We start from the raw sequence: 21,698 nt of genomic DNA on the forward strand, positions 1-21,698 counted from the left end.
CTGACCGACGGTGTGCTGGACGGGATTTTGCCGTTTGAATGGACACGGTTGTATCGCACCAGCGCGGTGGAAGTGGATGTTGGGCTCGGGTTTGGTTGGAGCCATTCACTGGCGCAGCGGCTTATGGTTTCCGGTGACTCGGTGGTGTGGACGGACCATGAGAATCGCATTACTTCGTTTCCGATGCCGACTGTTGCGCGACCGGCGATCACCAATAGCCTGGCTGAAGCGGCGATCTATTTGGGGTCTTTGCCGGATGAGTTGGTGCTGGCCCAGGCGTCGCGGTTTTATCACTTTCGCGACGGTGTGCTGGTCTCGATCAGCGATGCGTATGACAACCGGCTGCGGATTGCCCGGGATTTTATGGGCCGTATTGAGCGGCTGGATAACGGTGTCGGCCGTTCGTTGTGTTTGCGTTATGAGCTGGGCCGCATCGTGGCGGTGGATTACCAGGTTCAGCGGGCCAAGGGGTATGAGCCTTACGAATGGGTGACGGAGCAGAGCGTTGTTTCCTACGCCTATGACGACTCGGGCCGACTGGTTTGCGCGACCAATGCGGTAGGCGAAAGCGAGGTTTATCGGTACGACGAGCAGCACGTCATTCTGGAGCGGGGCTTGGCCGGTGGGGCGAGTTTCTTCTGGGAGTGGGAACGCTCTGGCAAGGCGGCGCGCTGCGTGCGGCACTGGGCCAGTTTTTCGCAGATGGACACGCGGTATGTCTGGGGGGATGACGGCCATGTTGTCGTGCATAACGCCGACGACAGCCAGGAAGTGTACGTCCACGATGACCGTGCGCGGCTGGTGCAGCGCATCGACCCGGACGGTGCTCAGCACTTCAAGTCCTACGACGCTAAAGGCCGGCTGACGGTCGAGCAGGATCCGCTCGGGGCAGTGACGGCGTATCAGTACGACGACGCCGGACGCTTGGTGGCGTTGTTTCCGGGAGATGATGAACCGACGTCCTACGAGCATGACAATGGCTTCGTACGGGTTGTAAGGCGGGGTCAGGCGGTCTGGAAATATGAGCGCAATGACCAAGGCGATGTCATTCGCAAGACCGACCCTGACGGTACTTCCACAGACTACAGCTACAACAAATACGGCCTACTGACGGGAGTTTGGTATCCGGATCACAGCTGTCATCGCCTGGTGTGGAACGAACGCGGCCAGTTGCTTGAAGAGCAATTGCCGAACGGCGGCATCAAGCGTTACCGCTACGACGATCTGGGCCGCCAGATTGCCCGCGAGGATGAACAGGACGCGCTGACCCACTACCAATGGGACAGCGTTGGTCGGCTAATTCGCGTCGTACTCCCCGGCGGTGCCACGCGGGAATACAGCTACAACCCCTACGGAAAAATCACCGCCGAACGCGATGAACTCGGCCACGTCACCCGCTACGAATACGCCGATGGCCTGCACCTGATCAGCCGCCGCATCAACGCCGATGGCACTCAGGTCAAATACCGCTACGACAACGCTCGACTGCTGCTGACCGACATCGAAAACGAAATCGGCGAAACCTACCGACTGGACTACCACCCCAACGGCCTGATCCAGCAGGAAATCGGCTTCGACGGTCAACGCACCGCCTATGTCTACGACCTCAACGGCAACCTGCAGGAAAAAACCGAACACGGTGATGACGGCCGTCAGCTAGTTACCGTTTACCAGCGCGACCACGCCGGCCGCCTCGTACGAAAAACCCTGCCCGATGGCAGCACGGTCGATTACGCCTACGACCGTCAGGGCAACCTCCTCAGCGTCGACGACGGCCACTGGGCCCTGGCCTACGAATACGATCCACAAAACCGCCTCACCGCCGAACATCAAGGCTGGGGCACCTTGCGCTATGGCTACGACGCCTGCGGCCAACTGCAATACCTGCGCCTGCCAGACAACAATCGCCTAGTGTTCAACCACGCCAAAGGTGGTCATTTGGCGACAGTTGAGTTGAATGGGGAAACGCTGACCTCGCACCTCTTCAAATCCGGCCAGGAGCACCAACGCCAACAAGGCCAGCTTCTCAGCCACTACCACTACGACGACCAGCACCGCCTGCACGCCCACACCGTCACGCAACAGGAAAATTACTTCTACCAACGCCACTACGACTACGACCCATCCGGCAACCTCACCCGCCTCAACGACACCCGCAAAGGCGAACACCACTACCGCTACGACCCGCTCAACCGCCTCACCCGCGCCGATCACTCACAAGACCTGCAGGAACGCTTCGCCCATACCCCCGCCGGCAATCTGCTCATGCAAGACCGCCCCGGCCCTGACATCGTGGCGGGCAATCGGTTGATGATTCAGGGCGACCGACACTACGACTACGACGCCTTCGGCAACCTGATCCGCGAACGGCGTGGCAAAGGGCATCAACTCGTTACCGAGTACCGCTACGACTGCCAGCATCGGTTGATCGGTATTACGCAGCCAAACGGCCAAACCGCCAGCTACCGATACGACCCGTTTGGGCGGCGCATCAGCAAAACCGTCGATGGCATCACCACCGAGTTTTTCTGGCAAGGCGACAAACTCATCGCCGAGCACCATGCGGACCGCCATCGCAGCTATCTCTATGAACCGGACAGTTTCCGGCCCTTGGCCCTGTTGGAAGGCTTCGGCCCAGACGAAACAAAACCCTACCACTACCAACTCGACCACCTCGGCACACCCCAGGAGCTGACCGCCCCAGACGGAGAAATCGTCTGGTCCGCCCACTACCGCGCCTACGGCCAAATCAGCCGACTCGACGTCGGAAAAGTCGACAACCCGCTGCGCTTCCAAGGCCAATACTTCGACCAAGAAAGCGGACTGCACTACAACCGCCATCGCTACTACAATCCAGACATTGGTCGTTACCTGACGCCGGACCCGGTGAAGCTGGCGGGTGGGATCAACAGCTACCAATATGTGCCTAATCCGACGGGATGGGTGGATCCGCTAGGGCTGAGTTGTAAGACTGGTGATTGTCCTGGATCAAAAGGCAATTTAACAAAAAAGACAGCTTCCGGTGTATTAACCACTCATGAGAATGCTGGAGGACACCTGATTAAAAAGCATGTAGGACGAACTGACGAACAATTAGCGGCAAGATTCGAGTCGGAACCACATCTCCCTGCTTCATCTACGTTCAAAACTCTGGAAGAGGCCGAAACAATAGTCTCTAAAAGTCTGGCAACACACCAACAAGAGATAATTGAGTTTTTAAGTGGAACGAAGGACAAGCTCTTAATTAAAGACAGCGCTAACGAAATCGTAGGAGTCAGCATGCTAAGCGGAACAAAAAAATCCATACCTGTATATAATTTGTTACTAGTTATAAAAAGAGCCCCTAAAATGCCAGAGGGCTATCTATTATTAACCGGATACCCAGAAAAATGAATAAACCACTGACAGAACTCCAACAATTTTTTGGTGCCTACTTCAACCAGGACTGGGCAGAAGACCATTCCTCGGCTGATGAGGTTATCGACACATTTCTATTCGACTCAACGAGAGAGACAATCATCACGGTCAAGCAGGAAATTTTAGAGCTAAAAAATTCATACACAACCGAGGAAGAGTTTCAAGAAGACTTATTCCACAAGCAGTACTGTTGTTACTACTATCCATACCAGTGGACTTCAGGGCTCTTGTGGCTGGATCATATAGTAAAAAAATTCGAAGAATATTTACTCAAGGAGGATAAAAAACTTGAAAAAAGATAGCCTCAACTGTTAATCACCTCTTTGCATCGAGAAAATCATACTGAACGATCCACTCGGCATATCATGGGCCGCGTGTACGTTTTCAGCTTAAAAAAAACACCACCTCACTAGAATCCATGAGCACTTTTACAGTAATTGCAGACGGATATTGCATTGAAAAAATATGAAATGCTCGACTACCACCTTTAACAGAACAATAAAAATAACACTCGCATACATGTTGATCTGCAAAAAAATAGCCACACTGCTTTTATTATATCAACCCAAAAAACAGCATTACAACTGACTAAAAGGTTCGCAAAAAAATGAGCTATTTCGATGAAGAACTAACTACGGAGCTTAGATTCCACGGCATTCAGTTTACTACTCTACATCCAAGCGATCACACATCCATAGTCAGAGAAATCAATGAAAAGATACCATTTTCAGGAAGCAAAATTTCTTGGACAAAATTAAAAAATTCCATTAACTTCGGACACGAACTTCAAGATTTGGCATTTTCACGACTGTCCAATGAAATCCAAAAAGTAGCCGACGACACGATAATTATTTTGAGTGACTCGGTCTGTGACGAGGCTTACTGCACGAATACAAAAAACCTAGAAAAAACACTCAGGATTTTCTCAGAAATACCGCAACACACCTATATAACTTCCAAATCATTGACATGGATTGCATGCATTTCATTTGAAGGCCAATTGGATTTCGCAAAACTTTTATCAGAATGAAAACTTGACCCATATTCACTTCGCACTTGAGAATGCGGCTTGAGTCATATAGAAAGTTCCCGCACCGCCACCAAAAACACATTAACTTCTGGATCTACTACCGGTCTTTGCCAAGACCATACGCCACACCAGCCCGCCTATGAAAATACAAATAACCCATATACATGAATACCAGAACGCATTACACGTAAAGTTTCATTCATTACTTGGCGATGGAATAGCTCAATGGGACGGTTTGGCTCCGAACATCGGAGAGGACCTGGATGTCGAACTGGATATGGATGAAGTTTTTTCCTGGCAAACAAACATCATGCTTTCATCAGACAGAACGCCGTCTATTTCTACACTAGACAGTGTCACTCGAATAATAGCCGAGCTCATTGAGAGCACAGACGATGAGTTCAAAGCGCTACACCTCGGCAACTCAATAATCCTCATTGAACTTGATAAGCCGTTACCCAACAAATCCGGCTTTGTCGAAGTGAGCACAACAAAAATCCGGCTCTACCCCACACATATCTAAACGCAGCTCAAGTCCACGCCACCACCAACAACCCCACCCCCAACACCAGGCACAAAGGCGAATAAAACCACGTATCCAGACGCGCAAACCGCGACCCGCCGACCTTTTTGAAAAAACCCACCAACTCCGAATCCCCAATTGCCCTAGCAAACATCACCACGGCAATCGCGCTGATCCCCCACTGCAATGCCCGATGGGACACCGGCGGGAAGTACAGCCCGGCACGCAGGCACACCAGCAGCGCTATCGTCACCAGCCCCATCGCCACTAAAAAAGTGCCCAGCGCCGAAGGTTTGAACGCCGGGCGTGGCCCGCCGGCGAACTCACCGGGTAGTTGGGGGATGGCGGCCAGGCTGCCGAGTTTGCGCCGGCGGCCCAGTACAGGTGGACCATGCTGATGCCGGTAAAAATGCCGACGATCCATCGTGCGATGACAAAGCTCATGGCAGGCTCTCCCTGGAAAAGTCCGAAAGAGGATAGTCGCCTGAGAACTTTTTGCAGGTATTTCGTCGGCGGATAACGGCAAGATGCCACCAAGCAGTTCAAAACCCGAAAATGCGCCCATCATTCTGATCTTCAGGTTACTTCAGACTCGCCTCCACCTTCCCTGCCACATCCGCGGTTAACCACGCTTTCCACACCTCGGGATGCTCTTTCATGAACGCCTGGGCCACCTCTCGAGCTGGGGTATGGTTCTCGCTCATGGTCGCCAGGGCTTTGTTCAACGGTTCAATCGGAAATTCAACCTTTTCAAAGAATGCCGCGATCTGCGGGTGTTCTTTCTGGAACGGCGTGGACACCCCGATACTCAACTTGGACGCCAACGACCTTGTCGGCTTGGGATCAGGATTATCCGCATCCGTCAGGGTTTTCCAGGCTTCGGCATCAAAGGGTGGCTCTTGCAGTTGGATCAACTTGTAGCGTCCCATCAAGGGCGTTGGCGACCAATAGTAAAACAACACCGGCTTGCCGCGACGGATCGACGAGGCGATTTCGGCATCCAGCGCCGCCCCCGAACCGCTGCGGAAGTTCACGTAGCTGTCCTCCAGGCCATACGCCTTGAGTTTCTGTTTGTTGACCACTTCCGAGGTCCAGCCGATGGGGCTGTTGAGAAAGCGCCCTTTGCCCGGGGACTCGGGGTCCTTGAACACATCCTTGTAACGCACCAGGTCTTTCACGCTCGCAAGGTCCGGCGCCAGCGGCTTGATGCCTTTGGCGGCATCGCCCTTGACCACGTACTCCGGCACCCACCAGCCTTCGGTTGCGCCTTTGACCGTATCGCCCAACCCCACCACCTTGCCTTCGGCCTCGGCTTTGACCCATACCGGACTGCGGCCGGCCCACTCTTCGCCGATCACCTGGATGTCGTTCTTGGCCAGGGCGGTTTCCAGGGTGATGGTGGTGCCGGGCAAGGTGTCGGTGGGCAGGTCGTAGCCCTTCTCGACAATCACCCGCAGTATTTCAGTGATCAGGCTGCCGCTTTCCCAGTTCAGGTCGGCAAAATGCACCGGCGCTTGCGCCGCTGAAACCGGCAGTGAGGCGATTGACAGACTCAAAGCCGTCAAAGACGCAGCCAACAGCGTTTTCAATCCTTTCATGCCCCAGGCACCTCGCAGTATCGCAGCAAACAACGGACGGCTTTGCCGACAATGCGAAGCCTCTGAATAGTTAAGTCAACTCAACTGTAGTAGAGGTTCCGGGAGATAAAGGATGTTCTCGGTATGGGTTGCTTATTCGCTGGCCTTGAACGTTACCAGCTCGCCCTTGCGCCACTTGGCGGCCTTGCCGGTCACAGCCTTGAGCGTCTTGGTCAGGCCTTCCTGCAACTGTTCGTTGGCGGCAAACACCAGCATCACACTGTGGCCTTCCTTGAACACTATGCCCTGGCCTTCGGCAGAAGAAACGAAGGCATAGTCGCCCAGGCCGTACACCGTCAACTTGATCTCGCGGAACTTGAGTTCGAACTTGCCACCTTCGCGACTGGGCAACACGGCCGCGCGAAAATGGTCGCCCACCTTGAGTTCCAGGCGCGGTTTGTCATCCACCACCATTGCCGCTTCGGTATCGATTTCAGCGATGTAGATGCCTTCCGGCGTCTGCTCAGTGATGTAAACGAAACGGGATTGAAACTGCTTGACCAACTTTGCGCGCAAATCACCCAGCACGAACAATGCGTGCATATCCAGATTACTGACTGCCAAGGAAACGCCCCCACTTCTAAAAAAGCGCCGTCCGCCGGAGCGAGCAGCACAAAAAAACGGCCATCGCGGCACGCTTACGCAACACACATTGAAAAAACCGAAGAAGATTGCGCTGTTGCGCACCGCGGCCGGCACCGGCATTCAGGATAGGCCGCGTACCGGGTCATCAGGCGTCACAGGAAATCACAGGTTCACTAACCAGAGAATACCGGTCGACCCGCTTCAGAGAATAACCCCATTAAAAACGCAGTTTCCGACAGCCCGTACAAACGAAAACACCTTGGCGTGGAACCAGATGCCGGCCGTCGACGACCATACTAAAACAGCAACACGGGTTAAAACCACCTGTAACGCTGCTGGCGGTCAACAGGATCGATCAACAGGAGCTGACCATGCAACACGCCCAATACTACTGCTTGCACAGTCCCGACGGGTACTCCCCTGCCATTCTTTACCAAGTTGTACCTGCCGGCAGGAATTTTTTTCACATCCGTGAAGTGACCAGCGGGAGAATCAGAGGCTTTCGCAGCGACCATAGCCAAGCCTGCGAATTGGCCAAGCGACTGGAAGCCTCCCTGCACGACGGGATCGTTTCGTCACCTGGATAAGTTAACTGCGCCGCCACCCGTCAACAACTGCCATACTGGCCCGTCCATTGAAGTTTGCCCCGTGCGGGTCAGGTTTCATCAGTGCAGTTGGTTACCTCGAAGGGAAGGCGATACGTGACGGAATTTGATATTGGCGAGTTTTTCATCCATGGCGACGCAAGGGAAGTAGACGGAGAGTTTCAAGCGGTGATCGTAATGCGCGCCAAGCCACCGCTGACGACTGTCACGACGCACCAGGTGGAAAAAGACCGTTGGTTCAAGACCCTGGAAACCGCCGCTATCGCCGGAAGAGAATCCGCCCTTGCGCTCAAGACCGCCGTGGACGCAGGCGCGCTGACTTCCTGAGAATCCGATCGAACTCCCGCGCGTCACAAGTCTCCCATGCATAACGATGACCTGCTCGCATGGAGAAACCGATGGACACCACAACCCCGACACTGGAAACCCTCTTCGATCAACTGGGCCTGGATTCGAGCCAGGAAGGGATCGAACGCTTCACCGCAGAGCACCGCCTACCCGACGGTATAAAGCTGAGCGACGCGCCATTCTGGAGTGAACAGCAGGCGAGTTTCCTCAGGGAGCAATTGCATGTCGATGCAGAATGGGCGCCGGCGGTCGACGACCTCAACGCCCTGCTGCACGAGCCGGCTCAGGCCTGACGCCCTTGGCGGCTTGCGGCTTGTACCCGAGGCGCAAACCGCCCCAGTGCCGGCCATTTACCATGATCGGCACCGACAAATCGTGCATCAACTCGCCAGTATCGCGGGTGTAGGTTTGTAACAAAACCGCTTGTTGATGGCTGCCGCAGCGAATCCCTGTACGGTCGTCGAACTTGCGTTTGGTACGGTTCTGTACGGCATCGACCTGGGCATCGCCGGTCAGCGCTTGGGAGAACGCCTGGTTGTGCGTTGGCACGTAACCTTGCGGCGTACAGGCAATGGCAAACACCAGGCCCTCGTGACGCGGCAGCAGCGCCTCCTGGATCGCCGGCAAGACCTGGTCGGTGTAACCGTCAAAGCGCGTATGGTATTTGCTCGGGCTGGTATTGGGAATCGGCGTGTAGCTGCGGTCGAACAAGTCATCCAGACTGATACGGTTGTGCTGCACATCGGTTTCGAACTGTACGGCAATACGCTGCGCGCCCTCGCGCGCCAGGTCGTAGACCCGCTGGTGATAGTCATCCAGCCCGACCTGCGCCAGGCGTTCGCTGATGGTTTCGGCCTGGCCTTCCATTTGCACCGCGGCGTCGGCCAACTGCCGGGTTTGCTGGTCGCTCACGTCCAGGTCGCTGCGCATCTGTTCCACCGCATGGAACAGGCTGTCGAGTTGGGCACGGTTGGTATCGGTGCCCTGGGCGATCTCGTTGACCTGCCCTTCCACATCCGCCGCCAGGCTGGCGATGCTGTGCAACTGCTCGCCGGCGTGCTCCACTTGTTCGACGCCGGTGTGCAAGTCCGCCGACAGCTGGCGAATCTGCTCCACCACCTGAGCCGTGCGTTGCTGGATATCCGCCACCATCACGCCGACTTCATCGGTGGCCGTGGCCGTACGGCGGCCAACCCGCGTACCTCGTCTGCGACCACCGCGAACCCTCGTCCATGCTCACCGGCGCGCGCGCCTCGATCGCCGCGTTAAGCGCCAGCAGATTGGTCTGGCTGGCAATGGACTGGATAACCAGGGTCACGCGCTGGATTTCTTCACTGCGCTGGCTCAAGGCCTCGATCAGCTCACGGCTGGCATTCGCGCGCTGGCTGAGCTGGTGCATGCGTATGATGGATTGGGCCAACACTTCACGGCCTTCGGTGCTGCGTTGATTGGCCTGGCTGGCGGCGCCGAGGGCCTGGCGGCTCAACTGCGAAGTGACTTGCTCGGTGCTGATCATCACCTCGGCGCTGCTGACAATCTGCTTGGCCGCGCCCAATTGCGACTGCACGCGGGCGGCCAGTTGCTTGACCGAATAGGCTACGCCAGCGGCAGAGAGCGCATTATGGCTGGTGGTATAGGACAGGTCGCGGGTCAGCTCGCCAATCGCATCGCTCGCCGCTGACTCGGCTATCACCGGCCTGGACGTCTTCAGGCGAGGCAGCCAGATGACCAGCACAGCCAGTGGCAGGCAGAGGTAGAGCGGCAGGTTGGCGAATGCCAGGCCCAGAAGTACCAGCACCAGGGCGATGCTTTGCAAGAGTGGCACCACCCAGCCGGACATTGCGCGCGTCACCGTTTGCGGCGGCACGGCTGCGCCCATCAGCGTTGCGTCTCCAGCCATTGTTGTTACTCCGCTGTTTGTGATTATTGTCTCTGCATTAAACGCCACTATCAGGCCATTATCTATGGGCCTTTAGTGGGGTAGCGTGCGGCAGATCAATAATAGACGCAGGGTGTAACACGTGCCTCTGCGGGGGATCGCATGGCAATCCCCCGGCTTCAGCGCATCAGGCTTGGCGCTGGTGCTTGTCGATCTGCTCGTGGCGCTCTTGCGCCTCGATGCAGTACTTGGTGGTAGGGCTGATCAGCAGGCGCTTGAGACCGATAGGCTCGCCGCTGTCATCACACCAGCCAAAGGAATCTTCCTTGATGCGCTCCAGGGCGCGCTCAAGCTGCGGCAGCATGCGCTGGTCGCGATCGATAGCGTTTACCAGCCAGGTGCGCTCTTCTTCCACGGAAGCGGCGTCGGCCGGGTCAGCCGGGGTGTCCAGGCTTTCAATGGCGATACGGTTCTGTTCAATGCGCTCGTGGTGTTCCACTTTCATGTCTTGCAGCAACTTCTCGAAAAAAGCGTGCTGTTCGGCATTCATGTAGTCATCCGCCGGCATGGCCAGCAACTTTTCCTTTGTCATTGATTTCTCTATAAAAAATACGTGCATTAAGGCGAATAAGGGAGCGTTCCGGCCGACCTCTGCAGGTCTCGGAAGGGCGCCATCCATTCCAAGCGCCACCCGGCACTCAATTTACGAGGGGCGGCAGTCTAAGGCCGACTTGAGGGCGCAGCAACTGAAAAGACAGGCATTTTTTCCGATATAACCCCCAAAGGCACCAGGACGGGCTTGGCGAATGGCTATCGGAGTGCGTTTATAGCAGGAAAGTTCGTACAGCAGCTATAAGCCGCAAGCTGCAAGCGACAAGCTGTAGAGCTAATCGGACTTGCAGCTTGCAGTTTGAGGTTCAGCGCTTGAGCTTGCGCTTGTTGCGGTATTGGTCGATCACCACCGCCACCACAATGATCAAACCCTTGATGATGTCCTGGATATACGCATCCACCCCGACAAAGGTAAACCCGCTGGCCATCACGCCCAGGATCAACGCGCCGATCACGGTGCCGGTGATGCGCCCTACCCCGCCCGCCAGGCTGGTGCCACCGATGACCGCCGCCGCAATCGCATCCAGCTCGTAAGACATGCCCATGCCGCCTGACCGGTCGCAGCGCGTGCCGAGGCCACCACACCGGCCAGGCCGGCCAGAAGACCCGCGATGCTGTAGACGATGATCAGGTGGCGCTTGACGTTGATCCCCGACGTGCGCGCGGCCTGCATATTGCCGCCGATGGCATAGGTGTACTTGCCATACTTGGTGTAGCGCAGCGCGATATGGAAGATAACCGCCACTACCAGGAAGATGATCACCGGCATCGCACCATGGCCGATGGCGGTGTACGAATCCGAAAGCATGCTCACCGGCTGGCCTTCGGTGTAATAACGCGCCAGGCCACGGGCCGAAACCATCATGCCCAAAGTGGCAATAAAGGGCGGAATACCGGTGACGGCAATGATACTGCCATTGATCGCCCCCGCCAGCAGTCCCACGCCCAGGCCCATGGCCACCGGAATCCACACGGGCAAGTCCGTCAGGCTGGGGAATACCGCCCGGGAAAAATCGGACGTCTGCGCCAGACTCGCAGCGATCATCGCCGACAGCGCCAGTACCGAGCCGGACGACAAGTCGATCCCCGTGGTAATGATCACCTGGGTCACACCAATCGCCAGCAGGCCGATGATCGACACTTGCAGGATCATCAGCACCAGGCGCTGGGAGTTCATCAAGAAGCTCTGGTCCCGCACGATCCAGCCGAACACCTCAAACACCAGGCCGATGCCGATCAGCACCAGGAAGATGCTCAGTTCGGTCGGCAGTCGCCGCCGGTGCTTGACCGGTGCCGTGGCAGGCTTGTTGTCTGTTATTGCGTTCATAGCCAATCACCTTCTTATTCTGTGGCACGGACCAACCGCAGGCCCGCGCGGCTGTTCGTCAGTGGACCGCGGTCATACCGGAGGCCAGTTGCATGACTTTTTCCTGGGTCGCATCCGCACGGTCCAGGGTGCCCATCAGTTCGCCTTCGTGCATCACCATCACCCGGTCGCTCATGCCCAGCACTTCAGGCAGCTCCGATGAAATCATGATCACCGCCATGCCTTCGCTGGCGAGGAAGGAGATCAAGCGATAGATCTCGGCCTTGGCGCCCACATCGATGCCGCGAGTGGGCTCGTCCAGGATCAATAAACGTGGGTTGGTCATCAACCAGCGGGCCAGCAAGGCTTTTTGCTGGTTACCGCCGGACAAGGTGTCGATGCACTGCTCCAGGGACGGCGTTTTCACCCGCAGCTTCTTGCACATGTCTTCACACAGCGCGCGCAGGGCTTTCTGTTGGATGAAGCCGTTGCCCGAATAGTGCGGCAGTACGGCCATTTCCATGTTTTCCAGCACCGACAGGCATGGGAACAGGCCGCTGAGCTTGCGGTCCTCGGTCAACAGCGCGAAACCTTTCTCGATGGCCATGTGCGGGTCGCTGATGCGCACCGCCTCGCCATCCAGGATGATCTGCCCGCTGTCGCTTGGGGTGATGCCAAAAATGGTTTCCGCCACGTTGGTGCGGCCCGAGCCCATCAACCCGGCGATACCGAGGATCTCGCCGGCGTGCAGGTCGAACGACACGTCTTTGAACACCCCGTCCAGGCGCAGGTCGCGCACCGACAGCAGCAACTCGCCAATCGGCGTTTCGCGCACCGGGAACAACTGGCTCAGTTCACGGCCCACCATCATCGAGATCAGGCTGTCACTGTTCATGCTGTCGGCGCGTTGCAGGCCGATATAGTGACCGTCACGGAACACCGCCACTTCATCGGCGATGGCGAACACTTCGTTCATTTTGTGGGTGATGTAGACGATGCCTTTGCCCTGGGACTTGAGGTCGGCAATGATCGAAAACAGGTGGGCGACTTCCTTCTCGGTAATCGCCGACGTGGGCTCATCCATGATCAGGATGTCGGAGTCGTAGGACACCGCCTTGGCAATCTCGACCATCTGCCGCTCGGCGATGCTCAGGTTGCCAACCTGTTCTTCGGGGTCGAGGTTGATGCGCAGGCGCGCCAGCAATTCGGCGGTGCAGCGGTGCATTTCACGGTGGTTGACCATGTGCAGGCTGTTGAGCTGCTCGCGGCCGATCCAGATATTCTCGGCGATGCTCATGTGCGGCATCAGGTTGAGTTCCTGATGGATCATCGCGATCCCGGCCTTTTGCGCCGCCAGCGGCGTTTCAAACACGATGGGCTTGCCACGCAGGCGTATTTCGCCGGCGTCTGGCTGGTAAATGCCGGCGATGATTTTCATCAAGGTCGACTTGCCCGCACCGTTCTCGCCCATCAGTGCCAGCACGGTGCCGGGGCGCACGCGCAGTTGCACGTCGGCCAGGGCCACGACGCCCGGAAAGCCTTTGCTGATGTTGACGATTTCCAACAGGTAGGGTTCGTCCAGCGGCAACGGCTGGCTACCGGGAGGCGGTGAAACAGCGGCTTGAGCGAGCATAGAGAGGTACTCCATCGGCAAGGCGGGCACGACCGCCCTGCCGCTTATTGTTGTTATGTCGGGGCTATTTATGCCGGGACTATTTGAAATCTTTGACGTTGTCCGGCGTGATCAGCTGGAACGGGATCACCACGTTCTGCTCGACCGGTTCGTTCCTGGCCATCTTGCGCGCGGCGTCGACCGACTTGTCCGCCTGGCCCTTGGCATCCTGGAAAGCCGACACCGTCATATCGCCCTTGGTGATCGCGTTCAAGCCGTCCGGCGTTCCGTCGACACCGGCGATCAGTACGTCTTTCTTACCGGCCGATTTCAGCGCCATGGCCGCGCCGATCGCCATCTCATCGTTGTTGGCCAACACCGCATTGAAGTCACGGCCCTGGGTCAGCCAGTCGTTGACCAGGGTCATGCCCCTGTCGCGCAGCCAGATACCGGTCTGCTCCTGCTCGATTTTGATGTCGGGGTATTTGGCCAGGACTTCCTTGACGCCTTTGGTGCGGTTGGTGGTGGAGTTGTTCGCCAAGTCACCCAGCAGGATCACGATCTTGCCCTTGCCGCCGAGTTTTTCGGCGATGTACTGCATTTGCAGCTTGCCGGCCTCAACGTCATCGGAGACTACAGCGACAACGTCCTTGGGCAAGTCTTTCTGGTCAGGGCGACGGTTGACGAACACCAACGGGATTTTCGCCGCGGTGGCTGCCTTGATGATGTTCGCGGTCGACGCAGTGTCCACCGGGTTGACGATAATGGCGTCGACTTTCTGGCTGATAAAGTTCTCGACCTGGCTCAATTGCTTGACCACATCGGCGCGGGCGTCTTCGAACTGCAGCTGCACGCCGTCACCCTTGGGGTAGGACTTGGCTTGCTTGTCCATATCCTCGCGCAGGTAGGTGAGGAAGGTGTCATCGAAGGCGGACATGCTCACGCCTATCTTGAGGTCGGCCGCCGAGGCAACACCGCTGGCCAGGAACATGGACAGGGCCAGCGCGGTAAAACGGATCGGGGTCTTCATGAACGGTCTGTCTCCACTTTCTTGTTGGTTTTTTGGACGTTGCGTTTATCAGAGGCTGCGTTTCTCAGAGCTCGGCAGGCAGTCGGACGAGCGGTGCGCCGGGAATGCAGCAGACCAGCGCGCCCTGGTTTTCGACGCACAGCACATTAAGGAAGGAGAAGTAGAACGGCCGGGCGCGGGGCAGATCGCGGGGCGTGTGGGCGGGGCGTAAAACTCGCAGTACAGCGTTGAAGATTTTCATCTGACGGTACCTGGTTGTTTTTGATCTTGTTTTTGTTGAGTCGTCCGGATCGAGCCCGAGACGTACTTTATGCAACCTGGAAAAGACTTTATTGGAAAATAATTTCCATATCAACTTGTTTTAGAATTTTATTCTATTTTTGTTGAAACCACCTGCTGGCGCTCGGCGCTAAGGCGTGCGGCGTCCAATATCCGTGTGGTTTCCAGCGCGTCATAGGCACTGACCGGCAATGCGCCCTGCCCCTGCACTGCGGCCTGCAACTGTTGATAGAACTGCATCCAGCAGCCTTTTTCCGACGGCACCCGTTCGCGTTCCGAACCTTGCTCGAACCAGCCCCAGCGGCGGTGTTCCTCGGCGCCCCAATGATCGCCTTCGGTCTTCGGCGACTTACCGGCCAGCAGCGCTTCTTCCTGACCGTCGAGCCCCTCCACCGTGTAACAACCCGCGCTGCCACTGACACGCAACCGTGGCGCCTGGCTGTTTTGCAGGGCATTGCCCCAGAGATGCGAGATCACTCCGTTGGCGTGGGTCAGCGACACGAAAAAACCATGGTCGACGCTGGGATGTTCGGCCGTGTAGTGCAATTGCGCGAACACCCGATCCACCGGGCCGAACAACTGCAGCGCCTGGTCCACCAAGTGGCTGCCCAGGTCGCGCAACCAGCCGCCCCCGCTGGCATTGCCCACGGCTTGCGGGCTGTAGCGTTCCACACGGGATTCGAAGCGGGTGACAACGCCCAGTGCGCCCGCGTCGATCAGCTTGCGCAGGGTCAGGTAATCGGAATCCCAGCGCCGGTTCTGATAGACGCTCAGCAATACTTCATAGCGCTCAGCGGCGGTGATCAGCGCCTGGGCCTGTTCGGCGTTGGCGGCGAACGGTTTGTCGCTGACCACCGCCAGGCCATGTTCGATGGCTTCCAGCACCAGCGCCGGGCGACCCTTGAGGGTGGTGGAGATGACCAGGGCGTCGACCCCGGCTTCGACGATCTGGCCAATGCTGTCAAAAGCCTGGAGACCCGGATGATCGGTTGCCAGTTGCTGGCGACGTTCGGGTGATCGTGTGACGACCCCGACAAACGTCGCGCCCGGCAATGTGGCAATCAGCGGCGCATGAAAAAAGCGCCCTCCATGGCCGTAGCCAACCAATCCAATTCGCATGAATTCACTCCTTCTTAGAAGTGGAAACCGAGTCAAATGTGGGAGGGGGCTTGCCCCCGATGCCAGTGTGTCAGTCAAAAAAACTTTATCTGACCCACCGCCATCGGGGGCAAGCCCCCTCCCACACCGACTGTATTCCACCTGTGGATTTGCGATCAGCCGTAGAAGTGCGGACGATCCGGCAGGCTGACCTTGACGATCTGCTCACTGCCCTGCGCTTCAATACACGCATCCGCCGCCACCGCCGCCGCAAAACCATCCCACGCCGACGGCCCACCGACCTGGCCGGCACGCACGCTATCGATGAACGCCTGCAGCTCCACGTCATAGGCACCGATAAACCGATCCTTCCAGTCCATCAGAATCGCATTCGACAACTTCGCGCCGCTGCGCAGTTGCACCTGCGAAGGCTCCGGCAGTTTGGCGATACCGGTCTCCCCCACCACTTCGCACTGGATGTCGTAGCCGTACTGGCAGTTCACAAACACTTCCACGTCGATGCGCGTGCCCTTGGCGGTTTCCAGCAGCACGATCTGCGGGTCGCGCAGGTGAGCCAGGGCCTTGCTGGTCTTGCGCGGGAACACCACCTGCACCGACACGTAGTCGTCATTGAGCAACCAGCGCAGCACGTCCAGCTCGTGGATCAGGGTGTCGGTGATCGCCATGTCGGTCTTGTAGTTCTCGCCCACCGTGGGGTTGCGGTGCGCGCAGTGCAGCATCAATGGCTCGCCGATCTGACCGCTGTCGATCACCGCCTTGAGGGCGCGATAGCCTTCGTCGTATGGGCGCATGAAGCCCACTTGCACCAGGCGCTTGCCATGGGCCACTTCGGCTTCGACGATCCGGCGGCAGCCTTCGGCCGTCACGGCCAGGGGTTTTTCACAGAACACCGGTTTGCCGGCGGCTATGGCGGCGAGCACGAACTCTTCGTGGCTCGGGCCCCAGGAGGTCACCAGGATGGCTTGCACCTGCGGCGAGTTGATCAGCGCATGACCGTCCGCATACACCTCGGCGTCCAGCTTCAGTTCCGCGACCACCTTGGCAGCCTGCTCAAGGTTGATGTCGGTTACCGCCACCACCTGGCTATTGAGCAGGGTCTGGCTGCAACGACGGATATGATCACGACCGATAGCGCCGGTACCGATTACTCCAAGCTTCAACGACATACAAACACTCCTCTTGTTATTAGTACTGCCGGGCTTTCGCCAGGTGTTCATTGAGTTTTTTCGCGGCGGCACGGGTGCGCTCGCTGGTGGACACCTGCGCCACACCGACCCGCCACCATGACAGGTAGCCGTGAACCATGGTCTTGGGCAGCACCTTGATATCGATCAGCGTCGAGACGGTTTGCGTGCGCGCATCCCGCAGCGCCGCTTCAAGCTGCTCCACCGTGCTGACCTTATAAGTCTTGCAGCCATAGGCCGCCGCACTCATGGCGAAATCCACCGGCACCAGGCCGCCGTCGAGCTTGCCGCTCTCGGGGTTGCGGTAGCGGAACTCGGTGCCGAAACTGTCCATGCCGTTGCCGATCTGCAGGTTGTTGATGCAACCAAAGGCCATATTGTCCAGCAGCACCACGTTGATCTTGCGGCGTTCCTGGATCGAGGTGGCCAATTCCGAATGCAGCATCATGTAGGAGCCATCGCCAACCAGCGCGTAGACCTCCTTGGTCGGTTCAGCCAGCTTCACGCCGAGGGCGGCGTTGATCTCGTAGCCCATGCACGAGTAGCCGTATTCGACGTGGTAGGTATTCACGCCTTTGCTGCGCCAGGTGCGCTGAAGGTCACCGGGCAGGCTGCCGGCGGCGGCGACAATGATCGCGTCGTCGGCCAGGCTGTCGTTGAGCACGCCGAGTACACGGCTCTGGGTCAGGCACGAGCCGGTCAGTTCGATAAACTCGCGCAGCACGGCGCGGTCCAGGTGGTCGTCGACTTCCGGCACGAAGCCGTCGCCCGAATATTCCACGCCCTGCACACGGTCCACTTCGGCGTCCAGTTGCGCCTTGGCCTCGCGCACCTGCCCGCCCCAGCCGGAACGGTAATCGCCGAGGGCATCGGCCAGCGCTTCAAGTGCGACCTTGGCATCGCCCAGCACCTGTACGCCGTCGAGTTTCAACGCATCGCAGGGGCTGATATTCAGGTTCAGGAACTTTACCTCGGCATGCTTGAACAGCGACTTGGACGAGGTGGTGAAGTCGGTGTAGCGCGTGCCGATGCCAATGATCAGGTCCGCCTCCGGCGCCAGCAGGTTCGCCGCCAGGCAGCCGGTCTCACCAATGCCACCGACGTTCAACGGATGACTGGACACCACCGCACTCTTGCCCGCTTGAGTCTCGGCGAAGGGAATATCGAAGCGCTCGGCGAAGGCCTGCAGCGCAGCATTGGCACCCGCGTACTTGACCCCGCCGCCGCAGATGATCAACGGTTTGCGCTTGCCGCGAAACGCCGCCAACGCATCGCCGAGCATCGCGGTGGTGGGCGGGCGACGGTCGATACGGTGCACACGTTTTTGCAGGAAATAATCCGGGTAGTCCCACGCTTCGGCCTGCACATCCTGGGGCAGTGCAAGGGTCACGGCCCCGGTTTCCGCCGGGTCGGTGAGCACACGCATCGCATGAATCGCGGCGCTCATCAATTGTTCGGGCCGGTTGATGCGGTCCCAGTATTTGCTGACCGAACGAAAGGCATCGTTGGTGCTGATGCTCAGGTCGTGGAACTGCTCGATCTGTTGCAGCACCGGGTCAGGCTGGCGACTGGCGTACACATCGCCAGGCAACAGCAGCAACGGAATACGGTTGGCGGTGGCGGTCGCCGCAGCGGTCAGCATATTCGCCGCACCAGGCCCGACCGATGCGGTGCACGCATAGATCCTGCGGCGCAGGTGCTGCTTGGCAAAGCCGATGGCCGCGTGGGCCATGCCCTGTTCGTTACGGCCCTGATGCACCACAAGGTCGCCGCTGTCCTGCTCCAGCGCCTGGCCCAGGCCGAGCACATTGCCGTGACCGAAAATCGTGAACACCCCGGCGACGAACTTGCTCTGCACGCCATCGACTTCGATGTATTGGTTATCCAGAAACTTCACCAGGGCCTGGGCCATGGTCAATCGGGTGGTGGTCATGTCGCGCCCCTTATCGTTTCTGCAAGTGGGCGATACTTGCCCCCAAGGCCTGCCGGATATCCGCCAACTCGTGCACGCTTGCCGCAAACGGTTCGAACGACAGGTAGCCGCTGTAACCGGTGCTGAGCAGCGTGTCGATCTGCGCGGCGTTGCCGAGAATGTCGCCCTCGCCCACCAGCACGCGGTGGCCGTCGCTGATCGCGTTGAGCGGCGTCTGGGCATCTTCCACGCCGGAGATATGCACCAGGCCGGTGAGCTCGGGGAAGAACTCATGCTCGTTGGCCAGGTGATGGTGGAAGGTGTCGTGCACCACACGGAACACATCCAGGCCGCCGATGGCCTTGATCGCGTCAACGGCCACGCGCTTGCGGCGCAGGGCGGACACTTCGAAGCCCAGGGGTTCGACGAAACCGAGGATCCCGTACTCACGCAGGATCGGCGCCAGCTCGCTCAAGGCGGTGCGCAAACCTGCCGCGCGCTGGGCGTCATTGCGGGTGTCGCCGGGCTCATTGAACGGGCACATCACCAAGCCTTGGGCACCGCATTCACGGGCATAGCTGGCCAGCTCGATCGCCTGGGCACGGCGTTCGTCGTTCCAGACGTCAAAGGGGTACAGCGCGTTGATCGACAGCACCCTGATGCCCTGCGCCGCGCACAATTCACGTACGCGGCTGGCGGGCAGGCCGTATTCGATCTGGCGGTCCTTGAGGTCATTGCGGATCTCGATGGCATCGCACTTGAGCGCGACCGCCAACTCGATAAAGTCCGGCAGGGACAGGTTTGGCGCGACCATACGGTTGAGGGCAAAGCGTAGCGGCGATTTCATTGTTGTTCTCCGTCCAAACCGTTTAAAGGTCCAGCAGCCAGCTGTGCTGCGGGTCGTTGTGGAAATGCCAGGCACGCTTGGGGCCGGCCATGACGTTGAGGTAATAAGACTCGTAGCCGTACGGCACGCTGACCGGGTGGTAACCCTTGGGCACCACCACCAGGTCACTGTTTTCCACGGCCATGGCCTGGTCGATGCTGCGATCGTCGGTGTACACCCGCTGGAACACGAAGCCCTGGGGCGGGTTGATCTGGTGATAGTAGGTTTCTTCCAGGAAGCTCTGGTGCGGCAGGTCATCGGTGTCGTGCTTGTGCGGCGGATAGCTCGACGAGTGCCCCGACGGCGTGCGCACTTCCACCACCAACAGCGAATGGGCCGGTGAGGTGTCGGGCAGGATGTCGCACACATAACGGGTGTTGGCGCCTTTGCCGCGCACGCTGCGTTTGCAGTCCTCGGGGCGGATCAGGCGCGGCTCGTAACCCTGCGCACCGGGCGCGGCGCAGACCGCAATCTGCACGTCGCTCAAGGCGGTGACCCGGGCCGTGGTGCCGGGCGGCAGGTAGGCGGCGAACGGCGATTTATCGTCGAACACCGACTGGCGATCGCCCAGGTTCTGCCAGTCGAAACCTTCGCCCTCGATGTTCACTCGACCGCTGAGCAGCACCAGGCACAGTTCTTTATCACCCGCGTTGACCGGCAGGGTTTCGCCGAGGCTCAGGCGATGGGCCGAGAAGCCCACGTACTCCAGCCGCCCTTCTTCGAGGGCGACCATGGTCTGGCCGCGTTTGCTGCTTTTGACCAACAGACTCATTGTCCAACCCTCTCAGTGAGAAGCGCGCGCAAGGTGTCGTAGCCCTTTTTTGCATAGATATAGCTGGGCGCCACCGCCGGGTCCTGCTCGGCTTCAACCACCAGCCAGCCCGCATATTTCGCGGCCATCAGCACATCGAGCAGTTCGGCAAAGTCGATATCGCCATCGCCGGGCACGGTGAAAGTGCCGTTGACGATACAGTCGGGAAAGCTCCACATCTGGTTGCGCGCCAGTTGCACCACCGGCTTGCGCACGTCCTTGAAGTGCACATGACAGACCCGGTCGATGTGCTTGCGCAACACCTCAAGCGGTTCGCCGCCGCCCATATAGCAGTGGCCCGAATCGAACAGCAGACCGACTTCCGCACCGGTGCGGCGCATCAACTGGTCAATGTCTTCCGGGGATTCGACGTAGGCGCCCATATGGTGGTGGTAGGCCAGGCGCACGCCCTGGGACAGGGTGAAACGTGCAAGCTCGGTGAGTTTGTCGGCGTAGTCCTGCCAGGCCTGCTCGCTATGGAAACGCGGGCGTTCGATCAGGCGAATACGCGAGCCCTGGATCGAATCGGCCACCTCGCCATACACCAGCACGGTGGCGCCGTTGTGCTTGAGTAACTCGACATGGCCGGCAATCGCCTCGATTTCTTCGGCCACCGAACGCCGTGCCAGGCGGCTGGAATACCAGCCGGAGACCAGCGCCAGGTCATAGGGGCGCAGCACATCGCCGACGCCCTTGGCGTCCTTGGGGAATTTACCGTTGAGTTCAAAACCTTCGTAGCCGATCTCCTTGCCTTCGCTCAAGGCGGTGCTCAAGGGCGTTTCGCCGCCCAGGGCCGGCAGGTCGTCGTTGCTCCAGGAGATCGGGTTGATGCCAATTCGGATTGCGGGCATGGCTGCACCTTTTGTTTTTATCTTCAGAATTCACTGGGATCTGCTTTCTGTGGGAGGGGGGCTTGCTCCCTC

At 58.4% G+C, this 21,698-nt stretch carries 18 protein-coding genes and 3 pseudogenes; 6 read left to right on the forward strand and 15 right to left on the reverse strand.

From position 1 onward, the window contains the following. The 4 genes from JWR98_RS21200 to JWR98_RS21215 all read left to right on the forward strand — a co-directional run. The coding region (locus tag JWR98_RS21200) for an RHS repeat-associated core domain-containing protein (RefSeq protein WP_225908811.1) at nt 1–3,393 on the forward strand (3,393 nt) is incomplete at its 5' end. Then, complete coding sequence (locus tag JWR98_RS21205; RefSeq protein ID WP_078732898.1) at nt 3,390–3,719, forward strand: contact-dependent growth inhibition system immunity protein; 330 nt, start codon at nt 3,390–3,392, stop codon at nt 3,717–3,719. The genes JWR98_RS21200 and JWR98_RS21205, both read left to right, overlap by 4 nt. A 305-nt stretch (nt 3,720–4,024) precedes the next feature. Beyond that, nucleotides 4,025–4,447, forward strand: coding sequence for a hypothetical protein (locus JWR98_RS21210; RefSeq protein ID WP_205491122.1), 423 nt, complete (start codon nt 4,025–4,027; stop codon nt 4,445–4,447). 139 nt (nt 4,448–4,586) lie between these two features. Continuing rightward, nucleotides 4,587–4,970, forward strand: coding sequence for a hypothetical protein (locus JWR98_RS21215; RefSeq protein ID WP_205491124.1), 384 nt, complete (start codon nt 4,587–4,589; stop codon nt 4,968–4,970). Between the two features lie 7 nt (nt 4,971–4,977). On the opposite strand, the pseudogene JWR98_RS21220 reads toward JWR98_RS21215, so the two are convergent. The 3 genes and pseudogenes from JWR98_RS21220 to JWR98_RS21230 all read right to left on the reverse strand — a co-directional run bounded on the left by JWR98_RS21220 (nt 4,978) and on the right by JWR98_RS21230 (nt 7,150). After that, nucleotides 4,978–5,414, reverse strand: a pseudogene (locus JWR98_RS21220) (DUF3995 domain-containing protein). A 137-nt stretch (nt 5,415–5,551) separates the two neighbouring features. Further along, nucleotides 5,552–6,568 carry an ABC transporter substrate-binding protein gene (locus tag JWR98_RS21225; protein WP_078732895.1) on the reverse strand — a complete coding sequence of 339 codons (1,017 nt, stop codon included), beginning with the start codon at nt 6,566–6,568 and terminating at the stop codon, nt 5,552–5,554. A gap of 132 nt (nt 6,569–6,700) precedes the next feature. Further along, nucleotides 6,701–7,150 carry a hypothetical protein gene (locus tag JWR98_RS21230; protein ID WP_042944565.1) on the reverse strand — a complete coding sequence of 150 codons (450 nt, stop codon included), beginning with the start codon at nt 7,148–7,150 and terminating at the stop codon, nt 6,701–6,703. Nucleotides 7,151–7,893: 743 nt separating this feature from the next. Between JWR98_RS21230 and JWR98_RS21235 the strand changes: the two genes are divergently transcribed. Both JWR98_RS21235 and JWR98_RS21240 read left to right on the forward strand, forming a co-directional pair. Further along, on the forward strand, nt 7,894–8,124 hold the full coding sequence (locus JWR98_RS21235) for a hypothetical protein (RefSeq protein WP_042945709.1): 231 nt from the start codon (nt 7,894–7,896) through the stop codon (nt 8,122–8,124). 71 nt (nt 8,125–8,195) lie between these two features. Then, on the forward strand, nt 8,196–8,438 hold the full coding sequence (locus JWR98_RS21240) for a DUF2789 domain-containing protein (protein WP_042944562.1): 243 nt from the start codon (nt 8,196–8,198) through the stop codon (nt 8,436–8,438). Here the strand turns inward: JWR98_RS21240 and JWR98_RS21245 are convergent. From JWR98_RS21245 to iolE, 12 genes and pseudogenes are all read right to left on the reverse strand, one after another. Beyond that, nucleotides 8,404–10,024 (reverse strand): annotated as a pseudogene (locus JWR98_RS21245) (methyl-accepting chemotaxis protein). The gene JWR98_RS21240 and the pseudogene JWR98_RS21245 sit on opposite strands and share 35 nt — an antisense overlap. Before the next feature lie 187 nt (nt 10,025–10,211). Continuing rightward, complete coding sequence (locus JWR98_RS21250; RefSeq protein WP_003191666.1) at nt 10,212–10,616, reverse strand: TraR/DksA family transcriptional regulator; 405 nt, start codon at nt 10,614–10,616, stop codon at nt 10,212–10,214. A 325-nt stretch (nt 10,617–10,941) separates the two neighbouring features. After that, nucleotides 10,942–11,963 (reverse strand): annotated as a pseudogene (locus tag JWR98_RS21255) (ABC transporter permease). A 58-nt stretch (nt 11,964–12,021) separates the two neighbouring features. Then, a complete protein-coding gene (locus JWR98_RS21260; protein WP_205491126.1) occupies nt 12,022–13,575 on the reverse strand; it encodes a sugar ABC transporter ATP-binding protein in 1,554 nt (517 codons plus the stop codon). Between the two features lie 79 nt (nt 13,576–13,654). Further along, nucleotides 13,655–14,584 carry a sugar ABC transporter substrate-binding protein gene (locus JWR98_RS21265; RefSeq protein ID WP_078732890.1) on the reverse strand — a complete coding sequence of 310 codons (930 nt, stop codon included), beginning with the start codon at nt 14,582–14,584 and terminating at the stop codon, nt 13,655–13,657. A 64-nt stretch (nt 14,585–14,648) separates the two neighbouring features. Beyond that, a complete protein-coding gene (locus tag JWR98_RS21270; RefSeq protein ID WP_176156632.1) occupies nt 14,649–14,825 on the reverse strand; it encodes a hypothetical protein in 177 nt (58 codons plus the stop codon). A 128-nt stretch (nt 14,826–14,953) separates the two neighbouring features. Continuing rightward, a complete protein-coding gene (locus JWR98_RS21275) occupies nt 14,954–15,982 on the reverse strand; it encodes a Gfo/Idh/MocA family protein (RefSeq protein WP_205491128.1) in 1,029 nt (342 codons plus the stop codon). Between the two features lie 155 nt (nt 15,983–16,137). Continuing rightward, entirely contained in the window at nt 16,138–17,148 is a 1,011-nt protein-coding gene (iolG, locus tag JWR98_RS21280) for a bifunctional inositol 2-dehydrogenase/D-chiro-inositol 1-dehydrogenase (protein WP_078732888.1), read from the reverse strand. A gap of 19 nt (nt 17,149–17,167) precedes the next feature. Then, nucleotides 17,168–19,099, reverse strand: a complete 1,932-nt coding sequence (gene iolD / locus JWR98_RS21285; protein WP_078732887.1) for a 3D-(3,5/4)-trihydroxycyclohexane-1,2-dione acylhydrolase (decyclizing) — start codon at nt 19,097–19,099, stop codon at nt 17,168–17,170. A gap of 10 nt (nt 19,100–19,109) precedes the next feature. Then, on the reverse strand, nt 19,110–19,925 hold the full coding sequence (locus JWR98_RS21290; protein WP_078732886.1) for a TIM barrel protein: 816 nt from the start codon (nt 19,923–19,925) through the stop codon (nt 19,110–19,112). A 22-nt stretch (nt 19,926–19,947) separates the two neighbouring features. After that, on the reverse strand, nt 19,948–20,736 hold the full coding sequence (iolB, locus tag JWR98_RS21295; protein WP_078732885.1) for a 5-deoxy-glucuronate isomerase: 789 nt from the start codon (nt 20,734–20,736) through the stop codon (nt 19,948–19,950). Next, the gene (iolE, locus tag JWR98_RS21300) at nt 20,733–21,626 is read right to left on the reverse strand and encodes a myo-inosose-2 dehydratase (RefSeq protein WP_078732884.1); all 894 of its coding nucleotides are present in this window, start codon (nt 21,624–21,626) and stop codon (nt 20,733–20,735) included. The genes iolB and iolE overlap by 4 nt, the downstream gene beginning before the upstream one ends. Between the last annotated feature and the right edge of the window lie 72 nt (nt 21,627–21,698).

The sequence above is a fragment of the Pseudomonas lactucae genome, from assembly GCF_016937615.1.
Classification (GTDB): Bacteria; Pseudomonadota; Gammaproteobacteria; order Pseudomonadales; family Pseudomonadaceae; genus Aquipseudomonas; species Aquipseudomonas lactucae.